Origin of the sequence: Acidovorax sp. Root275 (genome assembly GCF_001428965.1) — a bacterium.
Classification (GTDB): domain Bacteria; phylum Pseudomonadota; class Gammaproteobacteria; order Burkholderiales; family Burkholderiaceae_C; genus Acidovorax; species Acidovorax radicis.
Map to the genome: position 1 here is coordinate 13962 of NZ_LMJH01000006.1, position 24366 is coordinate 38327.

The 24366-nt window shown below is 64.4% G+C and carries 28 protein-coding genes and 1 pseudogene; 13 read left to right on the top strand and 16 right to left on the bottom strand.

Annotated elements, in window-relative coordinates; translation table 11 throughout:
• Both ASE52_RS26265 and ASE52_RS09195 read left to right on the top strand, forming a co-directional pair.
• Positions 1–115 (top strand): annotated as a pseudogene (locus ASE52_RS26265) (DUF4148 domain-containing protein); the annotation flags it as partial.
• 174 nt (positions 116–289) lie between these two features.
• On the top strand, positions 290–1123 hold the full coding sequence (locus tag ASE52_RS09195) for a hypothetical protein (RefSeq protein WP_057225614.1): 834 nt from the start codon (positions 290–292) through the stop codon (positions 1121–1123).
• A 104-nt stretch (positions 1124–1227) separates the two neighbouring features.
• On the opposite strand, the gene ASE52_RS09200 is transcribed toward ASE52_RS09195, so the two are convergent.
• From ASE52_RS09200 to ASE52_RS09240, 9 genes are all read right to left on the bottom strand, one after another.
• Positions 1228–1644, bottom strand: a complete 417-nt coding sequence (locus tag ASE52_RS09200) for a F0F1 ATP synthase subunit epsilon (protein ID WP_010467232.1) — start codon at positions 1642–1644, stop codon at positions 1228–1230.
• A gap of 78 nt (positions 1645–1722) precedes the next feature.
• Positions 1723–3129 carry a F0F1 ATP synthase subunit beta gene (atpD, locus tag ASE52_RS09205; protein WP_010467231.1) on the bottom strand — a complete coding sequence of 469 codons (1407 nt, stop codon included), beginning with the start codon at positions 3127–3129 and terminating at the stop codon, positions 1723–1725.
• Positions 3130–3162: 33 nt separating this feature from the next.
• A complete protein-coding gene (atpG, locus tag ASE52_RS09210) occupies positions 3163–4029 on the bottom strand; it encodes a F0F1 ATP synthase subunit gamma (RefSeq protein ID WP_010467230.1) in 867 nt (288 codons plus the stop codon).
• Positions 4030–4047: 18 nt separating this feature from the next.
• Positions 4048–5601, bottom strand: a complete 1554-nt coding sequence (gene atpA / locus ASE52_RS09215; RefSeq protein ID WP_010467229.1) for a F0F1 ATP synthase subunit alpha — start codon at positions 5599–5601, stop codon at positions 4048–4050.
• A gap of 42 nt (positions 5602–5643) precedes the next feature.
• A complete protein-coding gene (locus tag ASE52_RS09220; RefSeq protein ID WP_010467227.1) occupies positions 5644–6186 on the bottom strand; it encodes a F0F1 ATP synthase subunit delta in 543 nt (180 codons plus the stop codon).
• 10 nt (positions 6187–6196) lie between these two features.
• A complete protein-coding gene (locus ASE52_RS09225; RefSeq protein ID WP_007847746.1) occupies positions 6197–6667 on the bottom strand; it encodes a F0F1 ATP synthase subunit B in 471 nt (156 codons plus the stop codon).
• Between the two features lie 34 nt (positions 6668–6701).
• On the bottom strand, positions 6702–6971 hold the full coding sequence (gene atpE, locus ASE52_RS09230; protein ID WP_007847749.1) for a F0F1 ATP synthase subunit C: 270 nt from the start codon (positions 6969–6971) through the stop codon (positions 6702–6704).
• Between the two features lie 54 nt (positions 6972–7025).
• Positions 7026–7904: a F0F1 ATP synthase subunit A gene (gene atpB, locus ASE52_RS09235; protein WP_010467223.1), complete on the bottom strand. Its 879-nt coding sequence runs from the start codon at positions 7902–7904 to the stop codon at positions 7026–7028.
• A 19-nt stretch (positions 7905–7923) separates the two neighbouring features.
• The gene (locus tag ASE52_RS09240; protein WP_057225616.1) at positions 7924–8397 is read right to left on the bottom strand and encodes an ATP synthase subunit I; all 474 of its coding nucleotides are present in this window, start codon (positions 8395–8397) and stop codon (positions 7924–7926) included.
• Positions 8398–8673: 276 nt separating this feature from the next.
• On the opposite strand from ASE52_RS09240, the gene ASE52_RS09245 reads away from it, so the two are divergent.
• The 5 genes from ASE52_RS09245 (at position 8674) to ASE52_RS09265 (ending at position 12382) form a co-directional block, all read left to right on the top strand.
• Positions 8674–8991, top strand: coding sequence for a DUF493 family protein (locus ASE52_RS09245; RefSeq protein ID WP_010467220.1), 318 nt, complete (start codon positions 8674–8676; stop codon positions 8989–8991).
• Positions 8992–9016: 25 nt separating this feature from the next.
• Entirely contained in the window at positions 9017–9712 is a 696-nt protein-coding gene (gene lipB / locus ASE52_RS09250) for a lipoyl(octanoyl) transferase LipB (protein ID WP_057225617.1), read from the top strand.
• A gap of 15 nt (positions 9713–9727) precedes the next feature.
• Positions 9728–10708 carry a lipoyl synthase gene (gene lipA / locus ASE52_RS09255; RefSeq protein WP_010467215.1) on the top strand — a complete coding sequence of 327 codons (981 nt, stop codon included), beginning with the start codon at positions 9728–9730 and terminating at the stop codon, positions 10706–10708.
• A gap of 35 nt (positions 10709–10743) precedes the next feature.
• Entirely contained in the window at positions 10744–11454 is a 711-nt protein-coding gene (locus ASE52_RS09260; protein WP_057225626.1) for an AraC family transcriptional regulator, read from the top strand.
• Positions 11455–11548: 94 nt separating this feature from the next.
• Complete coding sequence (locus ASE52_RS09265) at positions 11549–12382, top strand: DMT family transporter (RefSeq protein WP_057225628.1); 834 nt, start codon at positions 11549–11551, stop codon at positions 12380–12382.
• A gap of 81 nt (positions 12383–12463) precedes the next feature.
• Here the strand turns inward: ASE52_RS09265 and ASE52_RS09270 are convergent, their stop codons facing one another.
• Positions 12464–13489, bottom strand: a complete 1026-nt coding sequence (locus ASE52_RS09270; RefSeq protein WP_057225642.1) for a zinc-binding alcohol dehydrogenase family protein — start codon at positions 13487–13489, stop codon at positions 12464–12466.
• A gap of 124 nt (positions 13490–13613) precedes the next feature.
• On the opposite strand from ASE52_RS09270, the gene ASE52_RS09275 reads away from it, so the two are divergent.
• Positions 13614–14573, top strand: coding sequence for a LysR family transcriptional regulator (locus ASE52_RS09275; RefSeq protein WP_057225630.1), 960 nt, complete (start codon positions 13614–13616; stop codon positions 14571–14573).
• Positions 14574–14606: 33 nt separating this feature from the next.
• Entirely contained in the window at positions 14607–15263 is a 657-nt protein-coding gene (locus ASE52_RS09280; protein WP_057225632.1) for a class I SAM-dependent methyltransferase, read from the top strand.
• Between the two features lie 57 nt (positions 15264–15320).
• On the opposite strand, the gene ptsP is transcribed toward ASE52_RS09280, so the two are convergent.
• The 5 genes from ptsP to ASE52_RS09305 are packed head-to-tail and all read right to left on the bottom strand — an operon-like array spanning position 15321 to position 19596.
• The gene (gene ptsP / locus ASE52_RS09285; RefSeq protein WP_057225634.1) at positions 15321–17090 is read right to left on the bottom strand and encodes a phosphoenolpyruvate--protein phosphotransferase; all 1770 of its coding nucleotides are present in this window, start codon (positions 17088–17090) and stop codon (positions 15321–15323) included.
• Positions 17087–17356 carry an HPr family phosphocarrier protein gene (locus ASE52_RS09290; protein WP_010467204.1) on the bottom strand — a complete coding sequence of 90 codons (270 nt, stop codon included), beginning with the start codon at positions 17354–17356 and terminating at the stop codon, positions 17087–17089. Before ASE52_RS09290 ends, ptsP begins: the two co-directional genes overlap by 4 nt.
• Positions 17325–17777 (bottom strand): PTS fructose transporter subunit IIA, encoded by a 453-nt coding sequence (locus ASE52_RS09295; protein WP_010467203.1) that lies wholly within the window; start codon positions 17775–17777, stop codon positions 17325–17327. Before ASE52_RS09295 ends, ASE52_RS09290 begins: the two co-directional genes overlap by 32 nt.
• Positions 17774–19045, bottom strand: coding sequence for an MFS transporter (locus ASE52_RS09300; protein WP_057225636.1), 1272 nt, complete (start codon positions 19043–19045; stop codon positions 17774–17776). Before ASE52_RS09300 ends, ASE52_RS09295 begins: the two co-directional genes overlap by 4 nt.
• Positions 19042–19596, bottom strand: coding sequence for a hypothetical protein (locus ASE52_RS09305; RefSeq protein WP_029414399.1), 555 nt, complete (start codon positions 19594–19596; stop codon positions 19042–19044). The genes ASE52_RS09300 and ASE52_RS09305 overlap by 4 nt, the downstream gene beginning before the upstream one ends.
• Before the next feature lie 181 nt (positions 19597–19777).
• Here ASE52_RS09305 and ASE52_RS09310 point away from each other — a divergent pair, with 181 nt between their 5' ends.
• Positions 19778–20281, top strand: coding sequence for a TlpA disulfide reductase family protein (locus tag ASE52_RS09310; RefSeq protein WP_010467197.1), 504 nt, complete (start codon positions 19778–19780; stop codon positions 20279–20281).
• 265 nt (positions 20282–20546) lie between these two features.
• Here ASE52_RS09310 and ASE52_RS09315 read toward each other — a convergent pair whose 3' ends face one another.
• Entirely contained in the window at positions 20547–21002 is a 456-nt protein-coding gene (locus ASE52_RS09315; RefSeq protein WP_010467195.1) for a cytochrome c, read from the bottom strand.
• Between the two features lie 160 nt (positions 21003–21162).
• Between ASE52_RS09315 and ASE52_RS09320 the strand changes: the two genes are divergently transcribed.
• The 3 genes from ASE52_RS09320 to ASE52_RS09330 all read left to right on the top strand — a co-directional run bounded on the left by ASE52_RS09320 (position 21163) and on the right by ASE52_RS09330 (position 24224).
• On the top strand, positions 21163–21849 hold the full coding sequence (locus tag ASE52_RS09320) for a cytochrome b/b6 domain-containing protein (protein ID WP_057225638.1): 687 nt from the start codon (positions 21163–21165) through the stop codon (positions 21847–21849).
• A 46-nt stretch (positions 21850–21895) separates the two neighbouring features.
• Positions 21896–22387 (top strand): GNAT family N-acetyltransferase, encoded by a 492-nt coding sequence (locus ASE52_RS09325; protein ID WP_057225640.1) that lies wholly within the window; start codon positions 21896–21898, stop codon positions 22385–22387.
• A 247-nt stretch (positions 22388–22634) separates the two neighbouring features.
• A complete protein-coding gene (locus ASE52_RS09330; protein WP_057225641.1) occupies positions 22635–24224 on the top strand; it encodes a reverse transcriptase family protein in 1590 nt (529 codons plus the stop codon).
• Positions 24225–24366: the final 142 nt, after the last annotated feature.

Sequence of the window (24366 nt, forward strand, 5' to 3'; positions counted from 1 at the left end):
GGGCTCGCGTGTGGTGACTTACAAGTCCACCGCTGACCGTGCTGCGGTGCGTGCCCAGGCTGCTGAAGCCCTGCGCACTGGCCAGATCCCTTCGGGCGAATTCAGCGCCATGTAATTCCCCAGGCCCCATGCATTGCGCATGGGGCGGGTGGTTGCAGCCGCCAAAAAGGCCGGGGTCCCGTGAGGGGCCCCGGCCTTTTTTTGCATGGGGCCGTGGGTTGCAATTCAAAAAGCCCCATCCAACGGGGATGCCCGGACAATAGTCTCGCCACCAGCCCCGAACACCAAGATGCCTTCCAGCTACCGCTCCGTTGACCATGTCATGCTGCGGCTCGACGCGGTCGAGCCTTTGTTCAGGCGCTTCAGCGAGACCTTCGGCCTGCCCGTCGCCTGGCCCTTGCAGCGCACCGATTTCGCCACGTACGGTTGGGTCCATGCGGGCAACACGGACCTGGAGTTTTGGGCAGCCACCTCCAATAGCGATCTTCCCGCCCACGCGCAACCGCCCCTGATCCACGGTTTTGCATTGGAGCCGGCCCGGCCCTTGTCAGAAAGTCTCGGGTGGGTGAATGAGGCAGGCATCACCAACAAGCCTCCCCGCACCTTCCAGTCCGAGAACACCCAGGGCGAGCTGGTCACAAATTTCACCAATGCGGTGCTGCTCGACCTGTCCGCCCCCAGCTGCTGCGTGTTCTTTTGCGAATGGGACCCGCACGCAGCCATCTACCCCTGGTCAGAAGCTGCCACGCCGGTACACCGCCGTGCGCAACATCGGCAGGCCCTGCTGCACCGTGAGGGTGGCCCTCTAGGGATCATTGGACTGCACGCCATACGCATGGGCACACCGGATATCGAGACACTCGGGCGCCAATGGCGAGCGCTCGCCGGCGCGCACTCCGGGCATTCGATTGCGCTCACGCCCGACATCTCCCTGGAGCTGGTTCCCGGACGCCATCTGCGGATTGAATCACTGTCGTTTGGCGTACGCTCGCTGGCCGTAGCGCGCGCCTTTCTGGCCAGCCGCCTGCTGCTTCAGGCGGATACGGGGAATGAGCTCTCCGTGGCCTGTGGAGGTTTACAGATCCGTCTGGTGGAAGCATCCCCAGCGTTGCCTTTGCCTTGAGTCACTCCACGGTCGCCTCTCGCAGCCCACGTCTTTTGCACGAAGCGGGCATAAAAAAACCCGGCATGGCCGGGTTTTTTTGGGCAGATCCGCAAGGTCCAGAATCACTTCTTCTGGCGAAACTTGCGAAGCGCTGCAATCTGCGCAGCCATCACGGCCAGTTCAGACTGGGCCTTGGCCAGGTCGATCTCGCTCTTGGCATTCTTCAGGGCTTCCTCAGCAGAGGCCTTGGCGGCATTGGCCTTCTCGTCGTCCAGGTCCTTGCCACGGATGGCGGTATCGGACAACACGGTCACGCAGTTGGGCTGCACTTCCAGAATGCCACCGGCCACGAAGACAAACTCTTCGGAACCGTCAGCCATTTCGATGCGCACCGAGCCCGGCTTGATACGGGTGATCAGCGGGGTGTGGCGGGGATAGATGCCCAACTCGCCAGCTTCACCAGGCAGCGCCACGAAACGCGCTTCACCGGAGAAGATGGACTCTTCGGCACTGACCACATCAACGTGGATGGTGTTCATCATTGCTCCTAGGAAAAGAGGGGTTGCTGAATTGCTCAGGATGGCCGGGCAGCACAGGGCTGCTCAGCCGCCGGGCAATCAGGCCACCTTCTTGGCCTTTTCGAAGGCTTCGTCAATGGTACCCACCATGTAGAAAGCTTGTTCTGGCAGGTGATCGCATTCGCCGGCCACAATCATCTTGAAACCACGGATGGTTTCCGACAGTGGAACGTACTTGCCTGGCGAGCCCGTGAACACTTCGGCCACGTGGAAAGGCTGCGACAGGAAACGCTGGATCTTGCGCGCGCGGGCCACAGCCAGCTTGTCTTCAGGAGCCAGTTCGTCCATGCCCAGAATGGCGATGATGTCGCGCAGTTCCTTGTAGCGCTGCAGCGTGCCTTGCACCGCACGGGCCGTGGCGTAGTGGTCTTCGCCCACGACGTTCGGGTCCAGCTGGCGGCTGGTGGAGTCCAGAGGGTCCACGGCAGGGTAGATACCCAGCGAAGCGATGTCACGCGACAGCACCACGGTGGAATCCAAGTGGGCAAACGTCGTGGCAGGCGATGGATCGGTCAAGTCATCGGCAGGCACGTAAACGGCCTGGATGGAAGTGATCGAACCCACCTTGGTCGAGGTGATACGTTCTTGCAGACGGCCCATTTCTTCAGCCAGCGTAGGCTGATAGCCCACAGCGGAAGGCATACGGCCCAGCAGGGCGGACACTTCGGTACCGGCCAGGGTGTAGCGGTAGATGTTGTCCACGAAGAACAGCACGTCACGGCCTTCGTCGCGGAACGACTCAGCGATGGTCAGGCCGGTCAGCGCCACGCGCAGACGGTTGCCTGGGGGCTCGTTCATCTGGCCATACACCATGGCAACCTTGGACTCTTCGAGCTTCTCCAGGTTCACCACGCCGGAATCGGCCATTTCGTGATAGAAGTCGTTCCCTTCGCGGGTACGCTCGCCCACACCAGCGAACACCGACAGACCGCTGTGGGCCTTGGCGATGTTGTTGATGAGTTCCATCATGTTCACGGTCTTGCCCACACCGGCGCCACCGAACAGACCCACCTTGCCGCCCTTAGCGAACGGGCAGACCAAGTCGATCACCTTGATGCCGGTTTCCAGCAACTCTTGCGAAGGCGACAGTTCGTCGTACGCAGGGGCCTTGCGGTGGATGGATGCCGTCAGTTCCTGGCTGACAGGACCACGTTCGTCGATGGGCGCGCCCAGCACGTCCATGATGCGGCCCAGCGTGGCCTTGCCCACGGGCACCGTGATCGGTGCGTGGGTGTTGGTCACCATGATGCCGCGGCGCAGGCCGTCAGAAGACCCCAGCGCAATGGTACGCACCACGCCGTCGCCCAGCTGCTGCTGCACTTCCAGCGTCAGGGTCGAGCCGTCGAGCTTCAGAGCGTCGTAAATCTTGGGCATCTGGTCGCGCGGGAACTCAACGTCCACCACAGCGCCGATACATTGAACAATCTTGCCTTGCACTTGAGCCATTTTTCGCTCCAATTTAGATGTTGGTTGAGCCGCTTACACAGCTGCGGCGCCGGATACGATTTCCGAAAGTTCTTTCGTGATCGCTGCTTGGCGCGTCTTGTTGTAGACCAGCTTCAACTCGCCAATGACGCTGCCGGCGTTGTCGGTGGCAGCCTTCATGGCCACCATGCGTGCCGACTGCTCGGACGCCATGTTTTCCGCAACGGCCTGGTAGATCAGGGACTCGACATAGCGGACCAGCAGATCGTCGATCACGGTCTGTGCATCGGGCTCGTAAATGTAGTCCCAGCCATGTTCGGTCTTCTCGGCCTGCATCTGCGCAGACGACAGAGGGAGCAGCTGCTCCACCACTGACTCCTGCTTCATGGTGTTGATGAACTTGGTGTAGCTCAGGTACACCGCGTTAATCTTGCCTTCTGCATACGCATCGAGCAGCACCTTCACGGGGCCGATCAGCTTGTCCAGATGGGGGGTGTCGCCCAGACCCGTCACGTGCGAAACCACCTTGGCGCCGACACGGTTCAGAAAACCCAGGCCCTTGTTGCCGATGGCAACCGCCTCGGTGGACACGCCAGCACCCTGCAGCTCACGCAGCTTGGACGTCACGACGCGCAACACGTTGGTGTTCATGCCACCACAGAGGCCCTTGTCGGTCGTCACCACGATCACGCCCGCCGTCTTGGCATCGTTCACTTTCATGAACGGGTGCACGTATTCCGGATTGGCGTGACCGAGATTGGCTGCAATGTTGCGGATCTTCTCGCTGTAAGGGCGGGCAGCCCGCATCCGTTCCTGCGCCTTGCGCATTTTGGATGCAGCCACCATTTCCATGGCTTTGGTGATCTTCTTGGTGTTTTCCACCGATTTGATCTTGCCGCGTATTTCCTTGCCTGCTGCCATGATGGCTCCTCGTCCGGTTTAAGCGAACGACTTCTTGAACGCGCCGATGGCAGCGGTCAATTCGGCTTCTGCGTCCTTGTCCATGGCCTTGGCCTGTTCCAGCTTGGCCAGCAGAGCGGCGTGGCTGGTTTTCAGGAACTGGTGCAGGCCGTGTTCGAAGTCGAGAACCTTCTTGACATCGATGTCGTCCATGAAGCCCTTGTTCACTGCAAACAGCGTAGAGGCCATCAACGAGATGGACAGCGGGCTGTACTGCGCCTGCTTGAGCAGTTCGGTCACGCGGGCACCGCGGTCCAGCTGCTTGCGGGTGGCTTCGTCCAGATCGGAAGCGAACTGCGCGAACGCAGCCAGTTCACGGTACTGGGCCAGGTCGGTACGGATACCACCGGACAGGTTCTTCACCAGCTTCGTCTGGGCAGCACCACCGACGCGCGACACCGAGATACCGGCGTTGATGGCGGGGCGGATACCGGCGTTGAACAGGCTGGTCTCCAGGAAGATCTGGCCGTCCGTGATCGAGATCACGTTGGTAGGCACAAAAGCGGACACGTCGCCAGCTTGCGTTTCGATGATCGGCAGAGCCGTCAGCGAACCCGTCTTGCCCTTGACTTCACCCTTGGTAAAGGCTTCGACGTAATCGGCGTTCACGCGGGCTGCGCGTTCGAGCAGACGGCTGTGGAGATAGAACACATCGCCAGGATAGGCTTCACGGCCTGGTGGGCGGCGCAGCAGCAGCGACACTTGGCGGTAAGCCACGGCTTGCTTGGACAGGTCGTCATACACGATCAGGGCATCTTCGCCACGGTCGCGGAAGTATTCGCCCATCGTGCAGCCCGAGTAGGCCGACACGTACTGCATGGCGGCCGATTCGGAGGCCGATGCGGCCACCACGATCGTGTAGTCCATGGCACCGGCTTGTTCCAGTGCGCGCACGACGTTCTTGATCGACGAAGCCTTCTGACCGATAGCGACGTAGATACAGGTCACGCCCTGGCCCTTCTGGGCGATGATGGCGTCGATGGCCACGGCCGTCTTGCCGGTCTGGCGGTCACCAATAATCAGCTCGCGCTGGCCGCGGCCCACAGGCACCATGGAGTCGATGGACTTCAGGCCGGTCTGCAGGGGTTGGTCCACCGATTTACGGGCGATCACGCCCGGAGCGACCTTTTCGATCACGTCGGTGAGCTTGGCGTTGATGGGACCCTTGCCGTCGATCGGCTGGCCCAGAGCATTCACCACGCGGCCAATCAGCTCGGGGCCGACGGGCACTTCCAGAATGCGGCCCGTGCACTTGACGGTGTCGCCTTCCGAGATGTGTTCGTACTCACCCAGAATCACGGCGCCGACGGAGTCGCGCTCGAGGTTCAGAGCCAGACCGTAGGAAGGTTGACCGTCCTTGGTGGCGGGGAACTCAAGCATTTCACCTTGCATCACGTCCGACAGGCCGTGAACGCGCACGATACCGTCCGACACGGACACCACGGTACCCTGATTGCGGATATCGCTGCTGGCAGCCAGACCTTCGATGCGGCTCTTGATGAGTTCAGAAATTTCTGCGGGATTGAGTTGCATGACTCTTTCCTTCTTTCTTTGGTTCGCTGTCCTCGCCGCGTGTTACGCGGTGAGGGCCGCTTTCATTTGTTCAAGACGGGCCTTGACCGAAGTGTCCAGCACCTCGTCACCCACCACTACGCGAATGCCGCCAATCAAAGACTCGTCCTGCTGAACGGCGAGATTGAGCTTGCGGCCGAAGCGCTTTTCCAGCGCTGCGCTGACCTCGGACAGTGCGGCACTGTCCATCGGAAAGGCGCTGTACACCACGGCATCCGAAGAGCCGCTACGGCGATTCACGAGGGCACGAAACTGCGCAGCCACTTCCGGAAGCGCGTTGAGGCGCCCGTTGTCAATGACCGTGCGCAGAAAGTTCTTGGCCGTGTCGGACAGCGCCGAGCGCGCCACACCCGTGACAACTGCAAACACCTGGTCTGCGGTCACCTTGGGGTTGTCCGCCAGCTGGCGCAACTGGGGGTTGGCGGCAATGGCCGCCAGTTCATCGACCCAGTCAGCAGTGCTGGCCAGGTCCATGCCCGCACCCGCAGTCGCGGCCTTGAACAGAGCATCCGCGTAAGGGCGGGCAATGGTGGCGAGTTCAGCCATGTGTGTCCCCTTACAGCTCGGTCTTCAAGCGGTTGAGCAGGTCGGCGTGAACGCCGGCATTGACTTCCTTGCGGAGAATCTGCTCAGCCCCCTTGACGGCCAGCGCAGCGACCTGCTCACGCAGGGCCTCGCGGGCTTGCACGGTTTGCTGTTCGGCTTCGGCACGTGCGGAAGCGACAATCTTGTTGCCCTCTTCCGTGGCGCGTGCCTTGGCTTCTTCGATGATGGCCTGGGCACGTCGGTCGGCGTCCGCAAGACGCGAGGCCGTTTCGTTGCGCGCCTGTGACAATTCCTTCTCGACGCGCTGGTTCGCAGCGGTCAGTTCGGACTTGGCACGGTCAGCAGCAGCGAGGCCTTCGGCGATTTTCTGGGCTCGTTCATCCAACGCCTTCGCGATCGGGGGCCACACGAATTTCATCGTGAACCACACCAGGATCAAGAAGACGATGGCCTGAATGAACAGGGTCGCGTTGATACTCACGGCAACACCTTTCTAGAGTGGCGTTGAACGGGACTTACTTGGGCAGGTTGGCCAAGAACGTCGAAGCGAAGGGGTTGGCGAATGCGAACAGCAGGGCGATGGCCACGCCGATCAGGAAGGCAGCGTCGATCAGACCGGCCAAGATGAACATCTTGGTTTGCAGTTCGTTGATCAGTTCAGGCTGACGTGCCGACGATTCGAGGAACTTGCCGCCCATCAGTGCGATACCGATGGAAGCGCCGATAGCGCCCAGACCAACGATCAGACCACAAGCCAGAGCGACGAGACCGAGAATGTTTTCCATGATGACTCCTGAGTAAAAAAGAAAAGTTAAGGAAAGAAAAAGCGAAAGGGAAACTTAGTGCGCGTTGTGCGCCTGACCGAGGTAGATCAGCGCAAGCATCATGAAGATGAACGCTTGCAGCGAGATCACCAAAATGTGGAACAGCGTCCAGATGGTGCCAGCGATAACGTGGCCCACAGGCAGCAGCACACCCGACAGCGACAGTGCAGCTGCGCCGCCCATCAGGGCAATCAGCATGAACACCAGTTCGCCAGCGTACATGTTGCCGAACAACCGCATGCCATGCGACACGGTGTTGGCGACATATTCAATGATCTGCATCAGCAGGTTCACCACGCCCAGGATCAGGGCGAAGATGGGATTCTTGCTGGTGCCGAATGGCGCCGACACGAGTTCGTGCGCCCAGCCGCCAGCGCCCTTGATTTTGACGCTGTACCAGAAGCGCAGGATCAGGATGGCAAACGCCAGACCCAGGGTGGTCGACAGGTCGGCCGTCGGCACGACACGCAGGTAGGCGTGGTGAGGATCATGGCCGGCGGCACCGTAAATCTGGGCCCAGATGGCGGGCAGCAGGTCCACAGGCAGCATGTCCATGAAGTTCATCAGGAAGATCCAGACGAACACCGTGAGACCCAGAGGGGCGATGAACTTGCGGCTTTCGGCGTTGTGGATGTTGGCCTTGGCCTGGTTGTCCACCATCTCGACCAGCATCTCCACCGCAGCCTGGAAGCGACCTGGGACGCCAGAGGTTGCCTTACGGGCAGCTGACCACAGAATCAAAAGGGTGAGGGCACCCAGAACCAAACCCACGATGATCGAGTCATAGTTGATGACGGTGAAATCAACAATCTTGGTCTGGTTGACGTTTTGAAGATGCTGCAGGTGGTGAACGATGTATTCACTTGCAGTCGGAGCGTGCGCTTCTGCGGCCATCGGACAACTCTTCTCTATATCAATCGGTTTTTCGGACACCAGGCCGCACCAAAAGTGCCACCCAGTACGTTTTCATTGCGACCACCATGCCAACCAGCAAGGCAATCCAGCTCAAGCCCGGCACCAGCCGAGGTGCCACTGCAAGCAGCGCCACTGTCAGCACGATCTTGGCGATCTCCCAGCCAAAGAACCCCACCATGGCAGCACGCGGATTGGAAGACGCCGAATGACGCAACACACCGCGAGCAAACAAAGCTGCCGGAGCCACCACAGCCAGCGCACCATAAGCTGCAGACCAGCCCACCGATGCCCTGCCCGTCAGAACCCAGGCCACCAGGGCCACCAGCATTCCGACCAGCGCCTGACTTGCCACCACCTTCCATACCGAGATGGAAGGATTGCGACTGCGCCACTGCTCTGCCTCTTGGGCCGTCAGGGGCTTGAAGTCAGATTCTTCAGCCTCAATTTCAGTCTCAGGCGGGATTGTTTTCATCGTTGAATGACGCCCGCGTTACAGACTGCAACTTTCACAAAGCCTCTAATTATAAGTAAAAACCCGTGACGCTCGACAAAGACCTGCAAGCCCGGCCTGAAACCGGTGCGTGTGCGTGCTCTGTTGTGGTGACAGTCCAACGGCTTTTTTCCTTTCTTCCGCACCGCCATGCACTGGTCTGGGGCATGCCGTCGTGCGCCAGGCGCTAGTACGGCAACCCCGCTGGCGCACAATGGCAAAGCCCTGCCAGCTATTGAAACCGAAGCAGCATTCACCATGACATCCTCCAGCCCACCACCTGCCAACGGCCTCGACGCACAGACTAACGATCCGCGCAAAGACTCGTTGATCGAATACCCCTCCAGGTTCCCCATCAAGGTCATGGGTGCCAAGGTGGACGGCTTTGTCCATGCTGTCACTGAATTGGCCCGCCAGTTTGATCCAAGCTTTGACGCTGGCACCATTGAACTTCGCGACAGCCGCGCTGGCAATTACCTCGGAGTAACCATCACCATCACTGCGACCAGCCGCGAGCAGCTCGACGGCCTGTACCGTGCGCTGTCGTCGCATCCCATGGTGAAGGTGGTTCTGTAGCTCGGGGCTGCAGCAAATTTGTCGCATGGGCATCGACATTCGCATACTGGGCCGCGTGGACTATGGCGCCACCGTGCAGGCGATGCAGGATTACACGGCCACCCGCACTCCCGACACGCCAGACGCATTGTGGGTGTGTGAGCACGCCCCGCTGTATACACAGGGACTCGCAGGCAAAAGTGATCACGTGCTGAACCCGGGCGACATCCCCGTCGTTGCCACCAACCGTGGCGGGCAGGTCACTTTCCACGGTCCCGGCCAGGTAGTGGCCTACCCGCTGATCGACCTGCAGCGCGCCGGCTACTTCGTCAAGGAGTACGTCTACCGCGTGGAAGAAGCCGTGATCCGCACGCTGGCGCACTTTGGCATCACCGGCCATCGAGTGGGCGGCGCACCTGGCATCTACGTGCGCCTGGACGCCCCTCACAGTCACGCCATGCTGCCCCAGCGCCCACAAAAACAAATCGGCACGGCCGCACCGGTTCCCGATTTCGAAGGCCTGGGCAAGATCGCAGCCCTGGGCATCAAGGTCAGCCGACACAGCACCTACCACGGCGTGGCACTCAATGTGGCGATGGACCTGGAACCCTTCGCGCGCATCAACCCTTGCGGTTACGCAGGATTGAAAACGGTGGACCTTTCTACAATCGGGGTCCAAACCACCTGGGAAGAAGCCGCGCAGGTGCTGGGCCAGCAGCTCAGCATCCGGTTGGCGCCCTGAACTCTGCCTACAGCCATGAGCACCCCTGAAGTCGTCCGCGAAGCGCAATCCACCGAAGCCTACAACCCGCTGGCCAAGCAAAAGGCTGCCGCCAAGCTGTCGCGCATTCCGATCAAGGTGGAGCAGGGTGAGGTGCTCAAGAAGCCCGAATGGATTCGCGTGAAGGCGGGCAGCCCCACCACGCGCTTCTACGAGATCAAGGAAATCCTGCGCGAACACAAGCTGCACACGGTGTGCGAAGAAGCGTCGTGTCCCAACATCGGCGAATGCTTTGGCAAAGGCACGGCCACCTTCATGATCATGGGCGACAAGTGCACGCGCCGCTGCCCGTTCTGCGACGTGGGCCATGGCCGCCCCGACCCGCTCGACAAGGACGAGCCGCTGAACCTGGCCAAGACCATTGCCGCACTCAAGCTCAAGTACGTGGTGATCACCAGCGTGGACCGCGACGACCTGCGCGATGGCGGCAGCGGCCACTTCGTGGAATGCATCCAGAACATCCGCGAACTGTCGCCCACCACGCAGATCGAGATCCTGGTGCCCGACTTTCGGGGCCGCGACGACCGCGCGCTCGAGATCCTGAAGGCCGCGCCGCCCGACGTGATGAACCACAACCTGGAAACCGCGCCCCGCCTGTACAAGGAAGCGCGTCCGGGCTCCGACTACCAGTTCAGCCTGAACCTGCTCAAGAAGTTCAAGGCCCTGCACCCCAAGGTGCCCACCAAGAGCGGCATCATGGTCGGACTGGGCGAGACGGACGAAGAGATCCTGCAGGTGATGCGCGACATGCGCGAACACCACATCGACATGCTGACCATCGGCCAGTACCTGTCGCCCAGCAACAGCCACCTGCCCGTGCGCCGCTACGTGCACCCCGACACCTTCAAGATGTTCGAGGAAGAGGCCTACAAGATGGGCTTTAGCCACGCGGCGGTGGGCGCCATGGTGCGCAGCAGCTACCACGCCGATCAGCAGGCACACGCCGCAGGCGTGTAAGTCCCGCGCTGAGCAAAACTGCAGAGCGCACGCACATGGGCCCGGCGGAATCGCTCTCGCTGCGGCACTATGGCGCATCGCCGGGCAGCCACAGCCACAACCACTTTCAGATCCTGCTGGGCCTTTCCGGCGCTCTGGAGCTGGAGGTTGCCGGGCACGGCATGCGTGTGGCACCCGGTGGTGGCTGTGTGATTGCACCGGGGGATCGCCACGACTTTGAATCCTCCCGTGGCAGCGTCTGCCTCGTGCTCGACAGTGCCCACTCCGGCTGGGCGCAATGCGCCAGCCCCCACAACACCACCGCACTGCCCACCGATGCCGGGCCCCTTGCGCATTACTTGGCGATTGCGCTGCAACAAGGCCGCCCTCTCGCACAAACCCACGGCCCGGCGCTGCTGCTGGAGGCGTGGCTGGGCGGCGTCCATTCACACATCCCACCAGCCAGCACTGCACACCGGCGCACCATCGATTGGCCAGCGCTGCGGCAATGGGCCGCGCAGCAGTGGCACCGCGAACTCACTGTCGCCGACCTGGCGGCGCAGGTGCACCTCAGCCCCAGCCAGTTTGCCGCCCGTTGCCGCGAAGACCAAGGCATGGGCGCCATGGCCTGGCTGCGCAGCCAGCGCCTGGCGCAAGCCCAGCTGCTGCGGGGCACCGGCATGGCCGTGGCCGAGGTGGCGCGGCGCACCGGCTACCGTTCGCCCTCGGCACTCACAGCTGCACTGCGCCGCACCGCACACCACTGACGACCGTTGGCGGCCATTGACGACGATTGGCACGCGACGACGGACCGCCGTTGCGCGACGATCCAGGGCGGCGCGCGCGCGTAAGCTCGGCGCCATGCAAGCCAACCTCTACGCCCTGGGCGCCATTGCGCTGTGGGCTTCCCTCGCCTCGCTGGGGGTGTCGCTCACCCACATTCCGCCGTTCCTCCTCACGGGCATCGCGCTCATCATTGGCAGCGTGCCGGCCTGGCCGTTCGTGCTGCGCGATCCGTCGCAGTGGCGCATTCCGCTGCGCACGCTGGCACTCGGCGTGTATGGCCTGTTCGCGTATCACTTCCTGCTCTTCATTGCGCTGCGCCACGCGCCACCGGTAGAGGCCAACCTCGTCAACTACCTGTGGCCACTGTTCATCGTGGTGCTCTCGCCCGTGGTGCTGCCCGGCGTGTCGCTGCGCCTGCCGCATGTGCTGGCGGCACTGCTGGGTTTTGGGGGTGCCGCCATTGCGATCGTGGGCGGGCGCGAGCTGAGCGGCACGCTGGCCTGGGGCTACCTGCCCGCGCTGGCTGCGGCGTTCATCTGGGCCACGTACTCCCTTTTGACCAAGCGCGTGGCTGCCTTCCCGACCACGGCCATCGGCCTGTTCGGGCTGGTGTCGGGGGTGCTGTCGCTGCTGTGCCATGTGGCGCTGGAGCCTGTCGTGGCGCTGCAGCCGCGCGACTGGGCACTGCTGGCGGTGCTGGGCCTGGGGCCGCTGGGGGCGTCGTTTTTCATGTGGGACAAGGCCCTCAAGCTCGGGGACGCGCGGCACATCGGCATCCTGAGCTACATCACACCGCTGGCGTCCACCGCGCTGCTGATTGTGGTGAGCGGCCGCACGTTCAGCTGGAGCATTGCACTGGCCACGGTGATGATCATCAGCGCGGCGGTGATGGGGATGCGGGCACGCTGACAGGCAGAGATATCAACCAAATCGGCCTCTAGCGCTTACCCACCAAGCGCCAGAAGCTATCGATTCAGTAGCAATGGATATTCACCACCCCGCCAGCACCAGTTTGCCCGTGGTGTGCGCCGATTCGATGCGGCGGTGCACGTCGCGCAGGTGGGTGGCGTTGATGGTGCCCACCACCTCGCGCAGCGTGCTGCGCAGGCTGCCAGCATCGATGCGGCGCGCCACCTCGGCCAACAGGGCGTGCTGCGCGGCCATGTCGGGCGTCTGGAACATGCTGCGGGTGAACATCATCTCCCACACAAACCCCAGGCTCTTGGCTTTGAGCAGGTTCAGGTCGAGCGGTTGGGCATTCTCCACAATGCCGCAGGCGCGCCCCTGGGGTTGGAGCACGCTGGGCAGCGCGGCAAAGTGCGTGTCGGTGTCGGCCAGCAGGAGCACATGGTTGACTTCCCCCACACCCAGGGCGTCGAGCTGCGGGCGCAGCGGTTGGTGGTGGTCCACTACATGGGCCGCGCCCAGTTCACGCACCCAGTTCACAGACTCGGCGCGCGATGCGGTGCCCACCACCGTCAGGCCCGCCGCCACCGCCAGTTGCACGGCGATGGAGCCGACGCCGCCGCCCGCGCCAATGATCAGGATCGATTGGCCGCGTTGGGGGCTGTCCGCGGCAGGTGTGGGCAACAAGCCCAGGCGGTCGAACAGGGCCTCCCAGGCCGTGATGGCGGTGAGAGGCAGTGCGGCGGCCTCGGCAAAACCCAACGAGGCGGGTTTGGGGCCAGTGATGCGCTCGTCCACCAGCACAAACTGCGCGTTGCTGCCCGCGCGGGTGATGTCGCCCGCAAAGTACACGGCGTCACCCACCGTAAACCGGCCCACGGCGCTGCCCACGGCTACCACGGTACCGGCAGCGTCCCAGCCCAGCACGCGGGGGCTGGCGGGGGGCGGCGACTTCTGGCCGCGCACCTTGGCGTCCACCGGGTTCACGGAAATCGCCTCGACCTGCACCAGCAGGTCGTGCGCGCCCGGGGTGGGCACGGGCAGGGTCAGGTCCACCAGGGCTTCGGGGTGGTCAATGGGCAGGTACTGGTGCAGGCCAACGGCCTTCATGGTGGCAGGGGTCATGGTCAATTCTCCAGGCAACAAAAACAAACGATGGAGTGACTGTAGAGAGATAGCAAATTTTGAAAAAGGCATTCAAAATTGAATCCATCACAAATTATTTTTGAAGACAATGCTGCACCTGCAAGACGCCCGCCTGTTTGCCCGCGTGGCCGCCGCCGGTTCCTTCAGCGAAGCCGCCCGCCAGCTGGACCTGACCCCCGCTGCGGTGAGTGCCACGCTCAAGAAGCTTGAAACCCAGCTGAACGTGCGGCTGCTGGAGCGCAGCACCCGGTCACTGCGGCTGACGCCCGAGGGTGAACAGTTTCTGGACACCTGTGAGCGCCTGCTGGCCGTGTGGGCCGAGGGCGAAGCGCAGCTCTGCGACCGCTACTGCGGCCTGCAGGGCGTGGTGCACCTGTCGGCGCCCACGGACCTGGCCAGCGTCTGGCTGGCGGCCTGGCTGCCCGAGTTCCTGCGGCAGCACCCCCAGTTGCAGGTGGTGCTGCACGCCAGCGACACCGTGCAGGCATTGCCGCGCGACGGGCTGGACATGGCACTGCGCTATGGCGACCTGCCCGACTCCAGCCTGGTCGCCCGTCGGCTGTGCACCAACCGCCGCGTGCTGGTGGCCAGCCCCGACTACGTGCGCCAGCACGGCGCCCCCGAACACCCCGGCGATCTGGCACACCACCGCTGCCTGACCTTTTTTCTGAGCGGGCGCCGCCACGTGCAGTGGCAGTTCAGCCGCAACGGGCGCGGGGTGCAGGTGAAGATCGACGGGCCTCTGTGCGCCTCCAGTGGATCGATGGTGCGGCAATGGGCCGTGCAAGGCGAAGGCATTGCCTACAAAAGCCGGCTCGACGTGTTGCCCGACCTGCAGGCCGGGCGCCTGGTGGCCCTGTTGCCCGAGTGGACGACGGAGGATGCGCCCCTGCACGCGGTGGTACTGGCGCAGAAAAACGGGCCGCTGCGGGTGCGCAGGCTGCTGGATTTTCTGGCCGAGCGTTTCGGCACGCTGCCCTCAGAGGGCCCGTTGCCCGCCGCTGACGCAGCACAGGAAAAGCTGTCCGCCCTGGCTGCCCTGCGGTAAAACCTGCGCTGCATCACCAGACTGCCTCGCGCCATGACCACCACCACGACACCCTTCGTTCCCGGCACTGCGGGGTATGGACCCAACGCCGCCGCACTGGTCGCGCAGTACGAAAACATTGGGTTCGCCGATGTGCACCGCGACGTGCTCCACCTGTTTCCGCAGCGGCCCAGCCGGGTGCTGGACATCGGTGCAGGCTCAGGACGGGATGCGGCAGCGCTGGCCCGCGCCGGCCATCAGGTGGTGGCTGTGGAGCCTACCGCCGCGCTGCGGCAGCACGGTCAGCGGATTCACGCCGCGCTGCCGGTTGAATGGATCGACGACCACCTGCCGGCGCTTGCCGTGCTGCGCGGCAGCCATCGCCCGTTTGACCTGGTGCTGCTGACCGCTGTGTGGATGCACCTGGATGCCCAGGAGCGCGAGACCGCGATGCGCTGCGTCGCGGCACTGGTCGCTCCCGGTGGGCGCGTGGTGATGTCGCTGCGCCACGGGCCGGTGCCCGAGGGGCGCCGCATGTTTGATGTGTCCGCGCAGGCCACGGCAGAACAAGGGGCGCGCCACGGGCTCGCCGAGGTCTACAGCGGCCGCCGCGAGGACACGCAGGGCCGCGCCGATGTGCACTGGAGTGTGTTGGCGCTCGAACGCCCCGTGGTGGCGACTGCACCGGGCGCCGATGTCACGAAAAATTGAGGCCTAGCGCTCTATCCACATGCGTAGAAAGCTATCAATTCAGTAGCAAAACCGTGATCAAGACGCCAGCAGCGCCGCAGGCTCGTCGCCTTCCAGCACCTGCTGCGCCCAGGGCGCGAGCTTGCGGGTGTCGGCGCGCAGCACCTCCTGCTTGACGGCCAGGATCTGCGCGGGGTGCATGGAGAAGCTGCGCAGGCCCAGGCCCAGCAGCAGGCGCGTCATGGTCACGTCGCCCGCCGTCTCACCACACACACACACGCTCTTGCCCTGGCGCTCGCCCTCGGCGATCACATCGCCCACCAGGCGCAGCACCGCGGGGTGCAGCGGGTCGTACAGGTGGGCCACGGCCTCGTCGGCACGGTCGATGGCCAGCGTGTACTGGATCAGGTCGTTGGTGCCGATCGAGAGGAAATCGAAATACTTGAGGAAGGTGCGCACCATGAGCGCGGCGGCGGGCACCTCGATCATGGCGCCCAGTTGCACCGGGCCGTAGGGCTTGCCACGCGCATCCAGCTCGCCCCGGGCCAGATCGACCTGCGCCAGCGTCTGCTGGATCTCGTGGGTGTGCGCCAGCATGGGAAACAGCAGATTCACCTTGCCATGGGCCGCCGCACGCAGCACGGCGCGCAGCTGGGTGCGGAACATGGCCGGGTCGGCCAGGCTCCAGCGGATGGCGCGCAGGCCCAGCGCGGGGTTCAGGTAATTGTCCTTGTGGCTCTTGTGGTCCAGCGGCTTGTCAGCACCCACATCGATGGTGCGGATGGTGACAGGCAGGCCTTGCATGCCGTCGATGGCCTCGCAGTAGGCGCGGTACTGTTCGTCTTCCCCCGGCAGGTTGCCGGTCTTGCCCATGAACAGGAATTCGCTGCGGAACAGCCCCACGCCCACGGCCCCGGCGCGCACGGCGGTGGCTGCGTCACCTGGCTGCTCGATGTTGGCCAGCAGCTCGATCTTGTGGCCGTCGATGGTGATGGCGGGGGTGTGGCGCAACCGCGCCAGCCGTTCGCGCTCCAGCTCCACCTGGCGCTGGCGAAAGCCGTATTCGGCCAGGATGATGGGTGACGGATCGACGATGACCACGCCCGCATCGCCGTCGATGATGACCCAGTCGTCCTGCCGCACCAGCTGGCTCGCGGCACGTGCCCCCACCACGGCGGGGATGTCCATGCTGCGCGCAACGATGGCGGTGTGGCTGGTCTTGCCACCCACATCGGTCACAAAACCGGCGAACACGCTTTGCTTGAACTGCAGCATGTCGGCGGGCGAAAGGTCGTGCGCCACCAGCACCAGGGGCACGTCCACGGTGTCGTCGAGCAGCAGGTCTTGCTGCAGGCCCAGTTGCTTGTGGCGGCGCGGGCTGCTGACCGGCGGCGCCACAGGGCCGGCCACGCCCTTCATGTAACGCAGGATGCGTTCGACCACCTGTTCCAGGTCCGCCTTGCGCTCGCGCAGGTACTCGTCCTCCATCTCGTCGAACTGGCGCGCAATGACTTCGAGCTGCGTGGTCAGCGCCCATTCGGCGTTGTACAGGCGCTCGGTGATCCAGTGCTTGACGCCACCCGTGAGGGCCTCGTCCTGCAGCAGCATCAGGTGCACATCGAGGAGCGCGGTGAGTTCATGCGGCGCATCGGCCGGCATGTCGGTCTGCAGGCGCTGCAGCTCTTCGACCACGGCATTGCGGCCATTGCGCACCCGCTCGATCTCGCCCTCGACCTGCTCGGGCTTCACAAAATAATGCGCCACGTCCACCCGGCTGGACGCCACCAGCACGGCACGGCCGATGGCAATGCCGCGAGCGACTGCGAGACCGTGGACGGAGAAAGTCATTCACCCTCACCAAATTTGTCGGCAATCAGGGCCAGGAGCCCATCCATGGCCTCTTGCTCGCGATCCCCGTTGGTTTCGATCTCCACCTCAGTGCCCATGCCAGCAGCCAGCATCATCACGCCCATGATGCTTTTGGCGTTGATGCGGCGGTCGCCACGGCTCATGAAAACGTCACACGGGAAACTGCCGGCCAGCTTGGTCAGCTTGGCCGAGGCACGGGCGTGCAGGCCCAATTTATTGCTGATGGTCGTACGGGTCTTGATCATGTCGGTTGCGGGTGTTCTGGTTCTGCGGTGCGGAGATGGCCACCTGCATGACGCCCTGGGTGCCCCCCACCACGGCGCGGGTGACCACTGAATCAAGGGGTTCGTGGCGGTAGCTCACGGCGCGCAACAGCATGGGCAGGTTGGCACCCGTCACCAGGCGGGAGCGCACGTTCTCGATCACGCGCTGCGCCACGTTGCACGGGGTGGCACCGAACACGTCGGTGAGCACCAGGGTGGAATCTGCGCCCAGCTGGTGCAGCATGATGCGGGCCTGCGCCAACGATTCTTCGGGCGGCTGGTTGGGCTGCACGTCGAGGGCGGCCACGCTGTCGCCGCAGTCGGGAAACACATGCAGCGCACATTCGCGCAGTGCATGGGCCAACGGGGCGTGGGCAATGATGAGGATGCTGGTGGTGCTCATGGCGCGGTGGTTTGCAGCACATTATGGCGCCGCCCCCGCAGCAGGAACCACGCGTAGGCGCCTGCGTTGCACGCCAGGTACACCGCCATGGCCGCCTGAAAGGACCGCACGGTAGACAGGCCCGCGGCGGCAAAGGCGTCCACCCCCAGGCCAATGCCCCACTGCACCACAAACACACCCGCAAAAATCACCAGGTTGTAGGCCGACAGCGCACGCCCAGCGAGCGCCTGCGGGAACGCCATGGCCACCGCAGGCTGCGACAGCGACACAAACGTGCACGACACACAGAACAGCGCCCAGGCCCCGCCCCCCGCCTGCGGCCCCGCGAACAGGATGCCCACCAGCACCACCAGGCACAGCGGCAGGCCCGCAGCCATCAACCGGTCCGCCCCCAGCCCCTTGCGCAGCAGCCAGGGGTTGACCATGCCCCAGGTCCAAAACGTGCAGAGCATGGACACGTTGATCCAGAACAACCCCGTCGCGGCTTCCAGCGGCGTGTAGCCCGCCACCCGCTGCATCCATGGGCCAGCCCACAGCGTCTGCATGGCGACCATGCCGCCGTACACAAAAAACCCCAAGGGAGCCAGGCGCTGGAAATATGGGTGGCGCCACACCACCGCGTAGCCCTGGGGCACTGCGGCACTGTTGCCCGATTCAGGCTTGGCAACATGCGCACCCGGGGTGGCCGCAGCCCAGCCCGGCACCCAGACCGCAATCACGACCATCGACAGCGCGATCAGCGCCGCCAACCCCCAGAACAGGGGCCGCCAACCCACCAGCGGCAAGGCCCACTGCACCGGCAGCGTGGACGCCACCATGCCCAGCGAGCCCGTCATGAGCATCCAGGAGTTGGCGCGCATTTGCGTGGTGGGCTCGAACCAGCGCCGATAACCGGTGAGCGGCGCCATCAGGCAGGCGCTGACCCCGGCGCCACACAGCACGCGCCCGGCCAGCAGGCCCGAAAATCCCGTGGCCACCGAGAACACCAGGCTGCCCACCACGGCCACGCCCAAAAATCCCAGCGCTACCTTCCGGGGGCCATGCCGGTCCAGCCAGGTGCCCAGCGGCAACTGCGTGGCGGCAAAGCCCAGGAAGTACCCCCCAGCCAACAGCCCCAGGTCGCTGGCGTGCAGCGAAAACTCCTGCGACAGCGTGGGCGCCAGGGTGGCCGTGACGGCCCGCACCAGGGCCGACAGGAAGTAGGCGAAGGCGAAGGCCAGGAAGACGATGACTGCGGCGCGCCGCGGCAACACGCTGTGGCCAGTCATTGGAGCGTGATCCCGGCAAAGAACTGGTCAGCCACCTCGGGCCGAGGCTTGCTGGTGTAGACCACCGCGTGGTACAGCCGCATTTGTGGCCCCACGGTGCGTGCAAACCACACGCCCTGGGCGACCACCGCGCCGCCATCCGCGCGCTGGCCCTGCACCACCGTACGCACGGACTGCGGCAAGGGCAACACGCCGGGCGGCGCATATGGCACATCGACCGCGCTGGCCGCCGCACCGTTGCCGAGGTTGGCGATGGCAGCCGCACGCCAGTGGGTGAGCGCAGCGCCCGCCAGGGCCGGATCGGGGAGCGCCGCGTGCGATACCGCAAAAGTGGCGCCATCGGCATCGCAGCCCGCCATGGCCAGCTCGACAGGTGACCCCGCCAGTTCCACCACGCGCACGGCCTGGTCGGGCTTGCAGGGCAGCGTGACGGTGATGGAGGCCTCGGGCAGTGGCACGCTGCGCCAGTTCAGCGCGGGGCTGCAGCCTGCCAGCCACATCACCAACAGCACGGGCGGCAGGGCCGCAGCCCGGGTCGGAGTTCGGTTCATTGGTCGATTATCGGCACAGCCGCGTGCGGTGGCGGTCCAGTCGTTTTGGCCCGAACTTTTGCGCGCCACGGGAATCCACCATGCTGCGACAATCGAGGCCTCGGCTACAGCCGGGTTTCGGTGCGGTGTCCGGCCCTTGCCGGCGGGGGCCCGGCCCACAGTTCTGGATGGATAGGAAGTCATGGCGATCAAACATTGGGCGGCAGGTGTGGCAGTGGCAGCGTTTGCGGCCGTGGGCGCCTATGTGTACCTGGATACGGGCCGCTCTGCGGCACCGGAATCCACCTTTGTGCTGCTGGACGGCTCCAGCAAATCCACGGCCGATCTGCACGGCAAGGTCACGCTGGTGAATTTCTGGGCCACCAGCTGCACCACCTGCGTGGCCGAAATGCCCGAGATCGTGGCCACTTACAACAAGTACCACGGCAAAGGCTTCGACACCCTGGCCGTCGCCATGAGCTACGACCCACCCAGCTACGTGGTGAACTTTGCCGAAACCCGCAAGCTGCCCTTCCAGGTGGCCATCGACAACACCGGCAAGGTGGCCCAGGCCTGGGGCGATGTGCGGCTCACACCCTCGACCTTCATCGTGAACAAGCGCGGCGAGATCGTGAAGACCTATGTGGGCGCACCCAACTTCCCCGAGCTGCACCAGCTCATCGAGAAGCTGCTGGCCGAGACCTGAGCCGCGTCCCCCTCAGTCCTTCCAAAGACAAAAGGCCGATTTCTCATGAAATCGGCCTTTTCCGCTTATGCGACAAGCGCCAGCAGCTATCAATATTGAAAATGGCATCTGCAACTGGCGCTGCCCAGACCAGCGGACGCCGTGCATGGGCCGCCAAGCCGCGTGGGCGGCGCTTGCGCGTGCGTGCGCTGGCGTCGTCCCCCTTCCCGCAGCGCGTAGCGCAGAGAGAAGGGAGAAGCGGCGCAGCCGCTCAGGGGGATGTACCCTATTTCGCGCGGTAGTTGTCGTGGCAGGCTTTGCAGGTGCCTGCGGCGGCGCCAAAGGCCGTCTTGAGGTTGTCCAGGCTGCCCGTCTTGGCGGCGGCGGCCAGCTTGACCGATTCGGCTTCGAGCTTGTCGGAATGTTCCTTGAACTTGGCCTGTTCGGTCCAGATTTCAGGCAGTGCCTTGGTGGGCGCGCCCTTGTCGGTGCCGGCGCCGAAGCCCGCCCAAGGCAACTTGGCCATCTGGGCCACCACGTCTGCGTTTTCTTGTGCCGCCTTGGCGTCAAAGGGGATGCGCCCATTGGCCATGGCCCCGAGTCGCCCGAAATGCTGGCCCATCACGAACAACGCGCTCTGGCGGTATTTGATGGCGTCTTCCGCCTTGGCGAACTGGGCGGAGGCCGGTGCGGACAAGGTCAGCGTGGCGGCGGCAAGGACAAACGCGGCAAGTGCTTTCATGGGGAGTTTCCTTTTTTCGTGGGGTGGACAAAAACCTTTTGACCCGCAGGGAGTATGCCGGTTTACCGCCAATTTCGCAGCGGCGGCACCCTTTCGGGTTTACCCAGCCTCCTTCACAATGCGGCCATCTGCCCTTCCCATACCCCCGGCCCCCACCACCATGACGCAGCAGCACACCACCCGCATCTGGGACCTTCCCACCCGTATCTTCCATTGGGCCCTGGCCGCCAGCATCGTGGCCCTGGTCGTTACCGCCAAGGTGGGTGGCAACGCCATGGAATGGCATTTCCGGCTGGGGTACGGTGTGTTGGCGCTGCTGGTGTTCCGCATTGTCTGGGGCCTGATTGGCGGGCGTTGGTCGCGCTTCGCGAGCTTTCTGTATTCGCCCGTTCGGGTATTGCGGTATCTGCGGGGCTCGGCCCACGCCGAGGACAGCATTGGCCACAGCCCGCTGGGCGCCCTGTCGGTCTTCGCTCTGCTGGCCGTGCTGATGGCCCAGGTGGGCACCGGGCTGCTCAGTGATGACGAGATCGCGTTCGCGGGCCCGCTCACGCGTTTCGTCTCGAACGCGGTGGTCGGCCAGGCCACGGGCTATCACAAGGAAATTGGCCAGTACCTGGTGCTGGGGCTGGTCGCCTTGCACCTGCTCGCCATCGTTTTCTATGTGCTGGTGCGCCGCCAGCGGCTCGTCAGGCCCATGCTGCAGGGCGACAAGGTGCTGCCCGCGCCGGCCGCGCCATCCCGCGACGATCTGGCCAGCCGTGCCGTGGCCCTGGTGGTGCTGGCCCTGAGTGCCGCGCTGGCCTGGTGGGTATCGTCGCTGGGGACGGCCGCTGCGGGGTTCTAGCCGGACTGGCTACACTGCGCTTTCCGCCGTTTTTCACTGCTGCGCTTTGGACAAGCCTTCCGTCACCCTGCTGACCCCCACCTCGCCTGCCGAGATGGATGCGGTCCGCGATATCTTCCGGGAATACGCCGACACCCTCGGCGTGGACCTGTGCTTTCAGGACTTTGAAAATGAACTCGCGGGCCTGCCCGGCGACTACGGCCCGCCGCGCGGCGCGCTGCTGCTGGCACAGGTCGAAGGGGCCATCGCAGGCTGCTGCGCCCTACGCCCGCTGGATGCCGCCGACTACCCCAATGCGAGCGAGATGAAGCGCCTGTACGTACGCAAGGCGTTTCGCGGCTTCGGCCTGGGCCGCGAGCTGGCGGAGGCCATGCTCGACCGTGCCCGCCAGGCGGGTTACGCCTGTGTGCTGCTCGACACGCTTGACGACATGGAGTCGGCGCGCGCGCTGTACACCGACCTGGGCTTTGAAGAGATCCCGCCCTACTACCACAACCCCATTGCGGGCGCGCACTACCTCAAGGTCGATATTTCTTGAGTTTTTTGGGCCTGGCGCTTAACGGTATTGCGTCAATAGCTATTATTTTTGTAGCAACCATAGAATTGCGGTGGCCCGGTGCCAAGCATTTCGAGCCTGTTCATCAGGTTCGAGCCGTGGGGCAGCCCCACGGTGTTGTCTTCCAAAGCGTCCATCGCGGCGCACGAACGTCACGCCACCCGTGGCGCGATGTTCGCGCCCAACCCGCCGGTTGGCACCGGGCCAACCTCCTACACTTCGCTGCTTCGTGAAGAAGATTTCAGCCCGCACACGCGCGCTGGCCAAGGCGCTGGCGATGGCCGTGCTGGCCGATGCCCGGGAGCCGGAACGCCACACCCTCCAGGCGCTGTCCGCGCGCGCGGGTGCCTGCCTGGGTGGCAGCACCACCCCGGCGGACAGCCCCGATCCACTGCCCGCGCCTTTGTTCGAGCAGCTGCGCCGCCTATCTAACAGGTCCGACCCCGAATGGGCCCGACTGGAGCCCGAGGACGTGGCCACCTGGCTGTGCTGGGGTATCTGGTGGCGCAAAGCGGGTGTGCGCAACGGCTCCGCCCTGCAGGCGCTTACGGCGAACCGCGGCCAGGACGCAGAAGAGCAGGATGCCTGGGACGACCTGGCGGACGAAGGTGATGAAGACGCCGAGCCCGCCCTGCCTGTGCACCAATGGCCTGACTCCCAACTCGCCCGGGCTTTCCGCACCTGGGCCGCCAACGTGCGTGCCGGTGAAACGTTGCACTGGCTGCTGCGCCCTGCCGCGGCAGGCCCGCAGCCCGCATGGAAGGGCCGCGACAGCACCGCCCCGGTGCTCGCGACCGCCACCGACGTGACCGAGGCCCTGGCCATTTCGCTGGACGACCTGCTGTGGCTCGCGCCCGAGCATGCGCATTGGCGCGAACGCCAGAACGGGGCCCATGCCCTGCCCCTTTCACACTATCGCTATCGCTTGCTGCCCAAGCCCAGCGGCGGGCTGCGCCTGCTGGAGGCGCCCCGCCCGCGCCTGGCCAGCACGCAGCGCCGCATTCTGGACAGCCTGCTGGCCGGTGTTCCTGTGCACGAGGCTGCCCATGGCTTTGTGCGCGGCCGCAGCGTGGGTAGCCATGCACAAGTTCACACCCACCAGGCAGTGGTGATCCGGTTTGATCTGGCCGATTTCTTCACGAGCATCACTGCCACGCGCGTGCGCGCGCTATGGCGGGCACTGGGCCACGGCCGCCCTGCCGCCGAGTTGCTGACGCGGTTGACCACCACGCGCACTCCCCAGGCCGTCCGTGACCGGTTGCTGGAAGCTACCTCCATCCCTCCTGAGGCCATCGCGCAGCGCCACACCATCGGTGCCCGCCTGAAGCAATCCCATTTGCCGCAGGGCGCACCCACATCACCAGCCTTGGCGAATCTGTGCGCATTCGGACTGGACCTGCGGCTGCACGCACTGGCAGAGCACTTTGGCGCGCGCTACACGCGCTATGCCGATGACCTGGTGTTCTCGGGTCCCAAGGCGCTGCTGCACCGCCAGTGGGTGGACTTTCGTGCTTGGGTGACCGCCATTGCGCAAGACGAAGGATTCACCCTGCGCGCGGACAAGACCCACGTGATGCCCGCGCACCAGCGGCAGTATGTGACGGGCCTGGTGGTCAACCAGCGCACCAACTACAGCCGCACCCAGTTCGACACCCTCAAGGCCCGCCTGCACCGGCTGGCCCAACAGCCCCCGGTGAACATCAGCGAGCGGGCCCGGCTGGCAGGTGAGATCCAATGGGCCAGCCAATGGCTGGCGCCGACGCGCAGCGCAAAGCTGCAGCGGCTGCTCCACGCCATCCGATTTTCAAACGAGGCTTAGAACCCGTTCAAAACCTTCCCGGGGATCGCGTTGCCGGGCGGCTTCGCAAACGCCCGCCACGGCAATGGCGACCCCGGCGGCCGGCCGAAGCCAGAGCGCCCCGAAATCGCGGGGACCCACTCGCCGCAGCCTGTAGCACTGA

Excerpts from the sequence above, each read along its gene's own strand:
- ASE52_RS09220 (WP_010467227.1), bottom strand. The coding sequence starts at position 6,186 with ATGGCTGAACTCGCCACCATTGCCCGCCCTTACGCGGATGCTCTGTTC.
- atpA (WP_010467229.1), bottom strand. The coding sequence starts at position 5,601 with ATGCAACTCAATCCCGCAGAAATTTCTGAACTCATCAAGAGCCGCATC.
- ASE52_RS09295 (WP_010467203.1), bottom strand. The coding sequence starts at position 17,777 with ATGAGCACCACCAGCATCCTCATCATTGCCCACGCCCCGTTGGCCCAT.
- ptsP (WP_057225634.1), bottom strand. The coding sequence starts at position 17,090 with ATGACTTTCTCCGTCCACGGTCTCGCAGTCGCTCGCGGCATTGCCATC.
- ASE52_RS09305 (WP_029414399.1), bottom strand. The coding sequence starts at position 19,596 with ATGAACCGAACTCCGACCCGGGCTGCGGCCCTGCCGCCCGTGCTGTTG.
- ASE52_RS09280 (WP_057225632.1), top strand. The coding sequence starts at position 14,607 with ATGACCACCACCACGACACCCTTCGTTCCCGGCACTGCGGGGTATGGA.
- atpE (WP_007847749.1), bottom strand. The coding sequence starts at position 6,971 with ATGGAAAACATTCTCGGTCTCGTCGCTCTGGCTTGTGGTCTGATCGTT.
- ASE52_RS09200 (WP_010467232.1), bottom strand. The coding sequence starts at position 1,644 with ATGAACACCATCCACGTTGATGTGGTCAGTGCCGAAGAGTCCATCTTC.
- ASE52_RS09265 (WP_057225628.1), top strand. The coding sequence starts at position 11,549 with ATGCAAGCCAACCTCTACGCCCTGGGCGCCATTGCGCTGTGGGCTTCC.
- ASE52_RS09315 (WP_010467195.1), bottom strand. The coding sequence starts at position 21,002 with ATGAAAGCACTTGCCGCGTTTGTCCTTGCCGCCGCCACGCTGACCTTG.
- atpB (WP_010467223.1), bottom strand. The coding sequence starts at position 7,904 with ATGGCCGCAGAAGCGCACGCTCCGACTGCAAGTGAATACATCGTTCAC.
- lipA (WP_010467215.1), top strand. The coding sequence starts at position 9,728 with ATGAGCACCCCTGAAGTCGTCCGCGAAGCGCAATCCACCGAAGCCTAC.
- ASE52_RS09275 (WP_057225630.1), top strand. The coding sequence starts at position 13,614 with ATGCTGCACCTGCAAGACGCCCGCCTGTTTGCCCGCGTGGCCGCCGCC.
- ASE52_RS09195 (WP_057225614.1), top strand. The coding sequence starts at position 290 with ATGCCTTCCAGCTACCGCTCCGTTGACCATGTCATGCTGCGGCTCGAC.
- ASE52_RS09300 (WP_057225636.1), bottom strand. The coding sequence starts at position 19,045 with ATGACTGGCCACAGCGTGTTGCCGCGGCGCGCCGCAGTCATCGTCTTC.
- atpD (WP_010467231.1), bottom strand. The coding sequence starts at position 3,129 with ATGGCTCAAGTGCAAGGCAAGATTGTTCAATGTATCGGCGCTGTGGTG.
- ASE52_RS09240 (WP_057225616.1), bottom strand. The coding sequence starts at position 8,397 with ATGAAAACAATCCCGCCTGAGACTGAAATTGAGGCTGAAGAATCTGAC.
- atpG (WP_010467230.1), bottom strand. The coding sequence starts at position 4,029 with ATGGCAGCAGGCAAGGAAATACGCGGCAAGATCAAATCGGTGGAAAAC.
- ASE52_RS09320 (WP_057225638.1), top strand. The coding sequence starts at position 21,163 with ATGACGCAGCAGCACACCACCCGCATCTGGGACCTTCCCACCCGTATC.
- ASE52_RS09310 (WP_010467197.1), top strand. The coding sequence starts at position 19,778 with ATGGCGATCAAACATTGGGCGGCAGGTGTGGCAGTGGCAGCGTTTGCG.
- ASE52_RS09290 (WP_010467204.1), bottom strand. The coding sequence starts at position 17,356 with ATGATCAAGACCCGTACGACCATCAGCAATAAATTGGGCCTGCACGCC.
- ASE52_RS09260 (WP_057225626.1), top strand. The coding sequence starts at position 10,744 with ATGGGCCCGGCGGAATCGCTCTCGCTGCGGCACTATGGCGCATCGCCG.
- lipB (WP_057225617.1), top strand. The coding sequence starts at position 9,017 with ATGGGCATCGACATTCGCATACTGGGCCGCGTGGACTATGGCGCCACC.
- ASE52_RS09245 (WP_010467220.1), top strand. The coding sequence starts at position 8,674 with ATGACATCCTCCAGCCCACCACCTGCCAACGGCCTCGACGCACAGACT.
- ASE52_RS09270 (WP_057225642.1), bottom strand. The coding sequence starts at position 13,489 with ATGAAGGCCGTTGGCCTGCACCAGTACCTGCCCATTGACCACCCCGAA.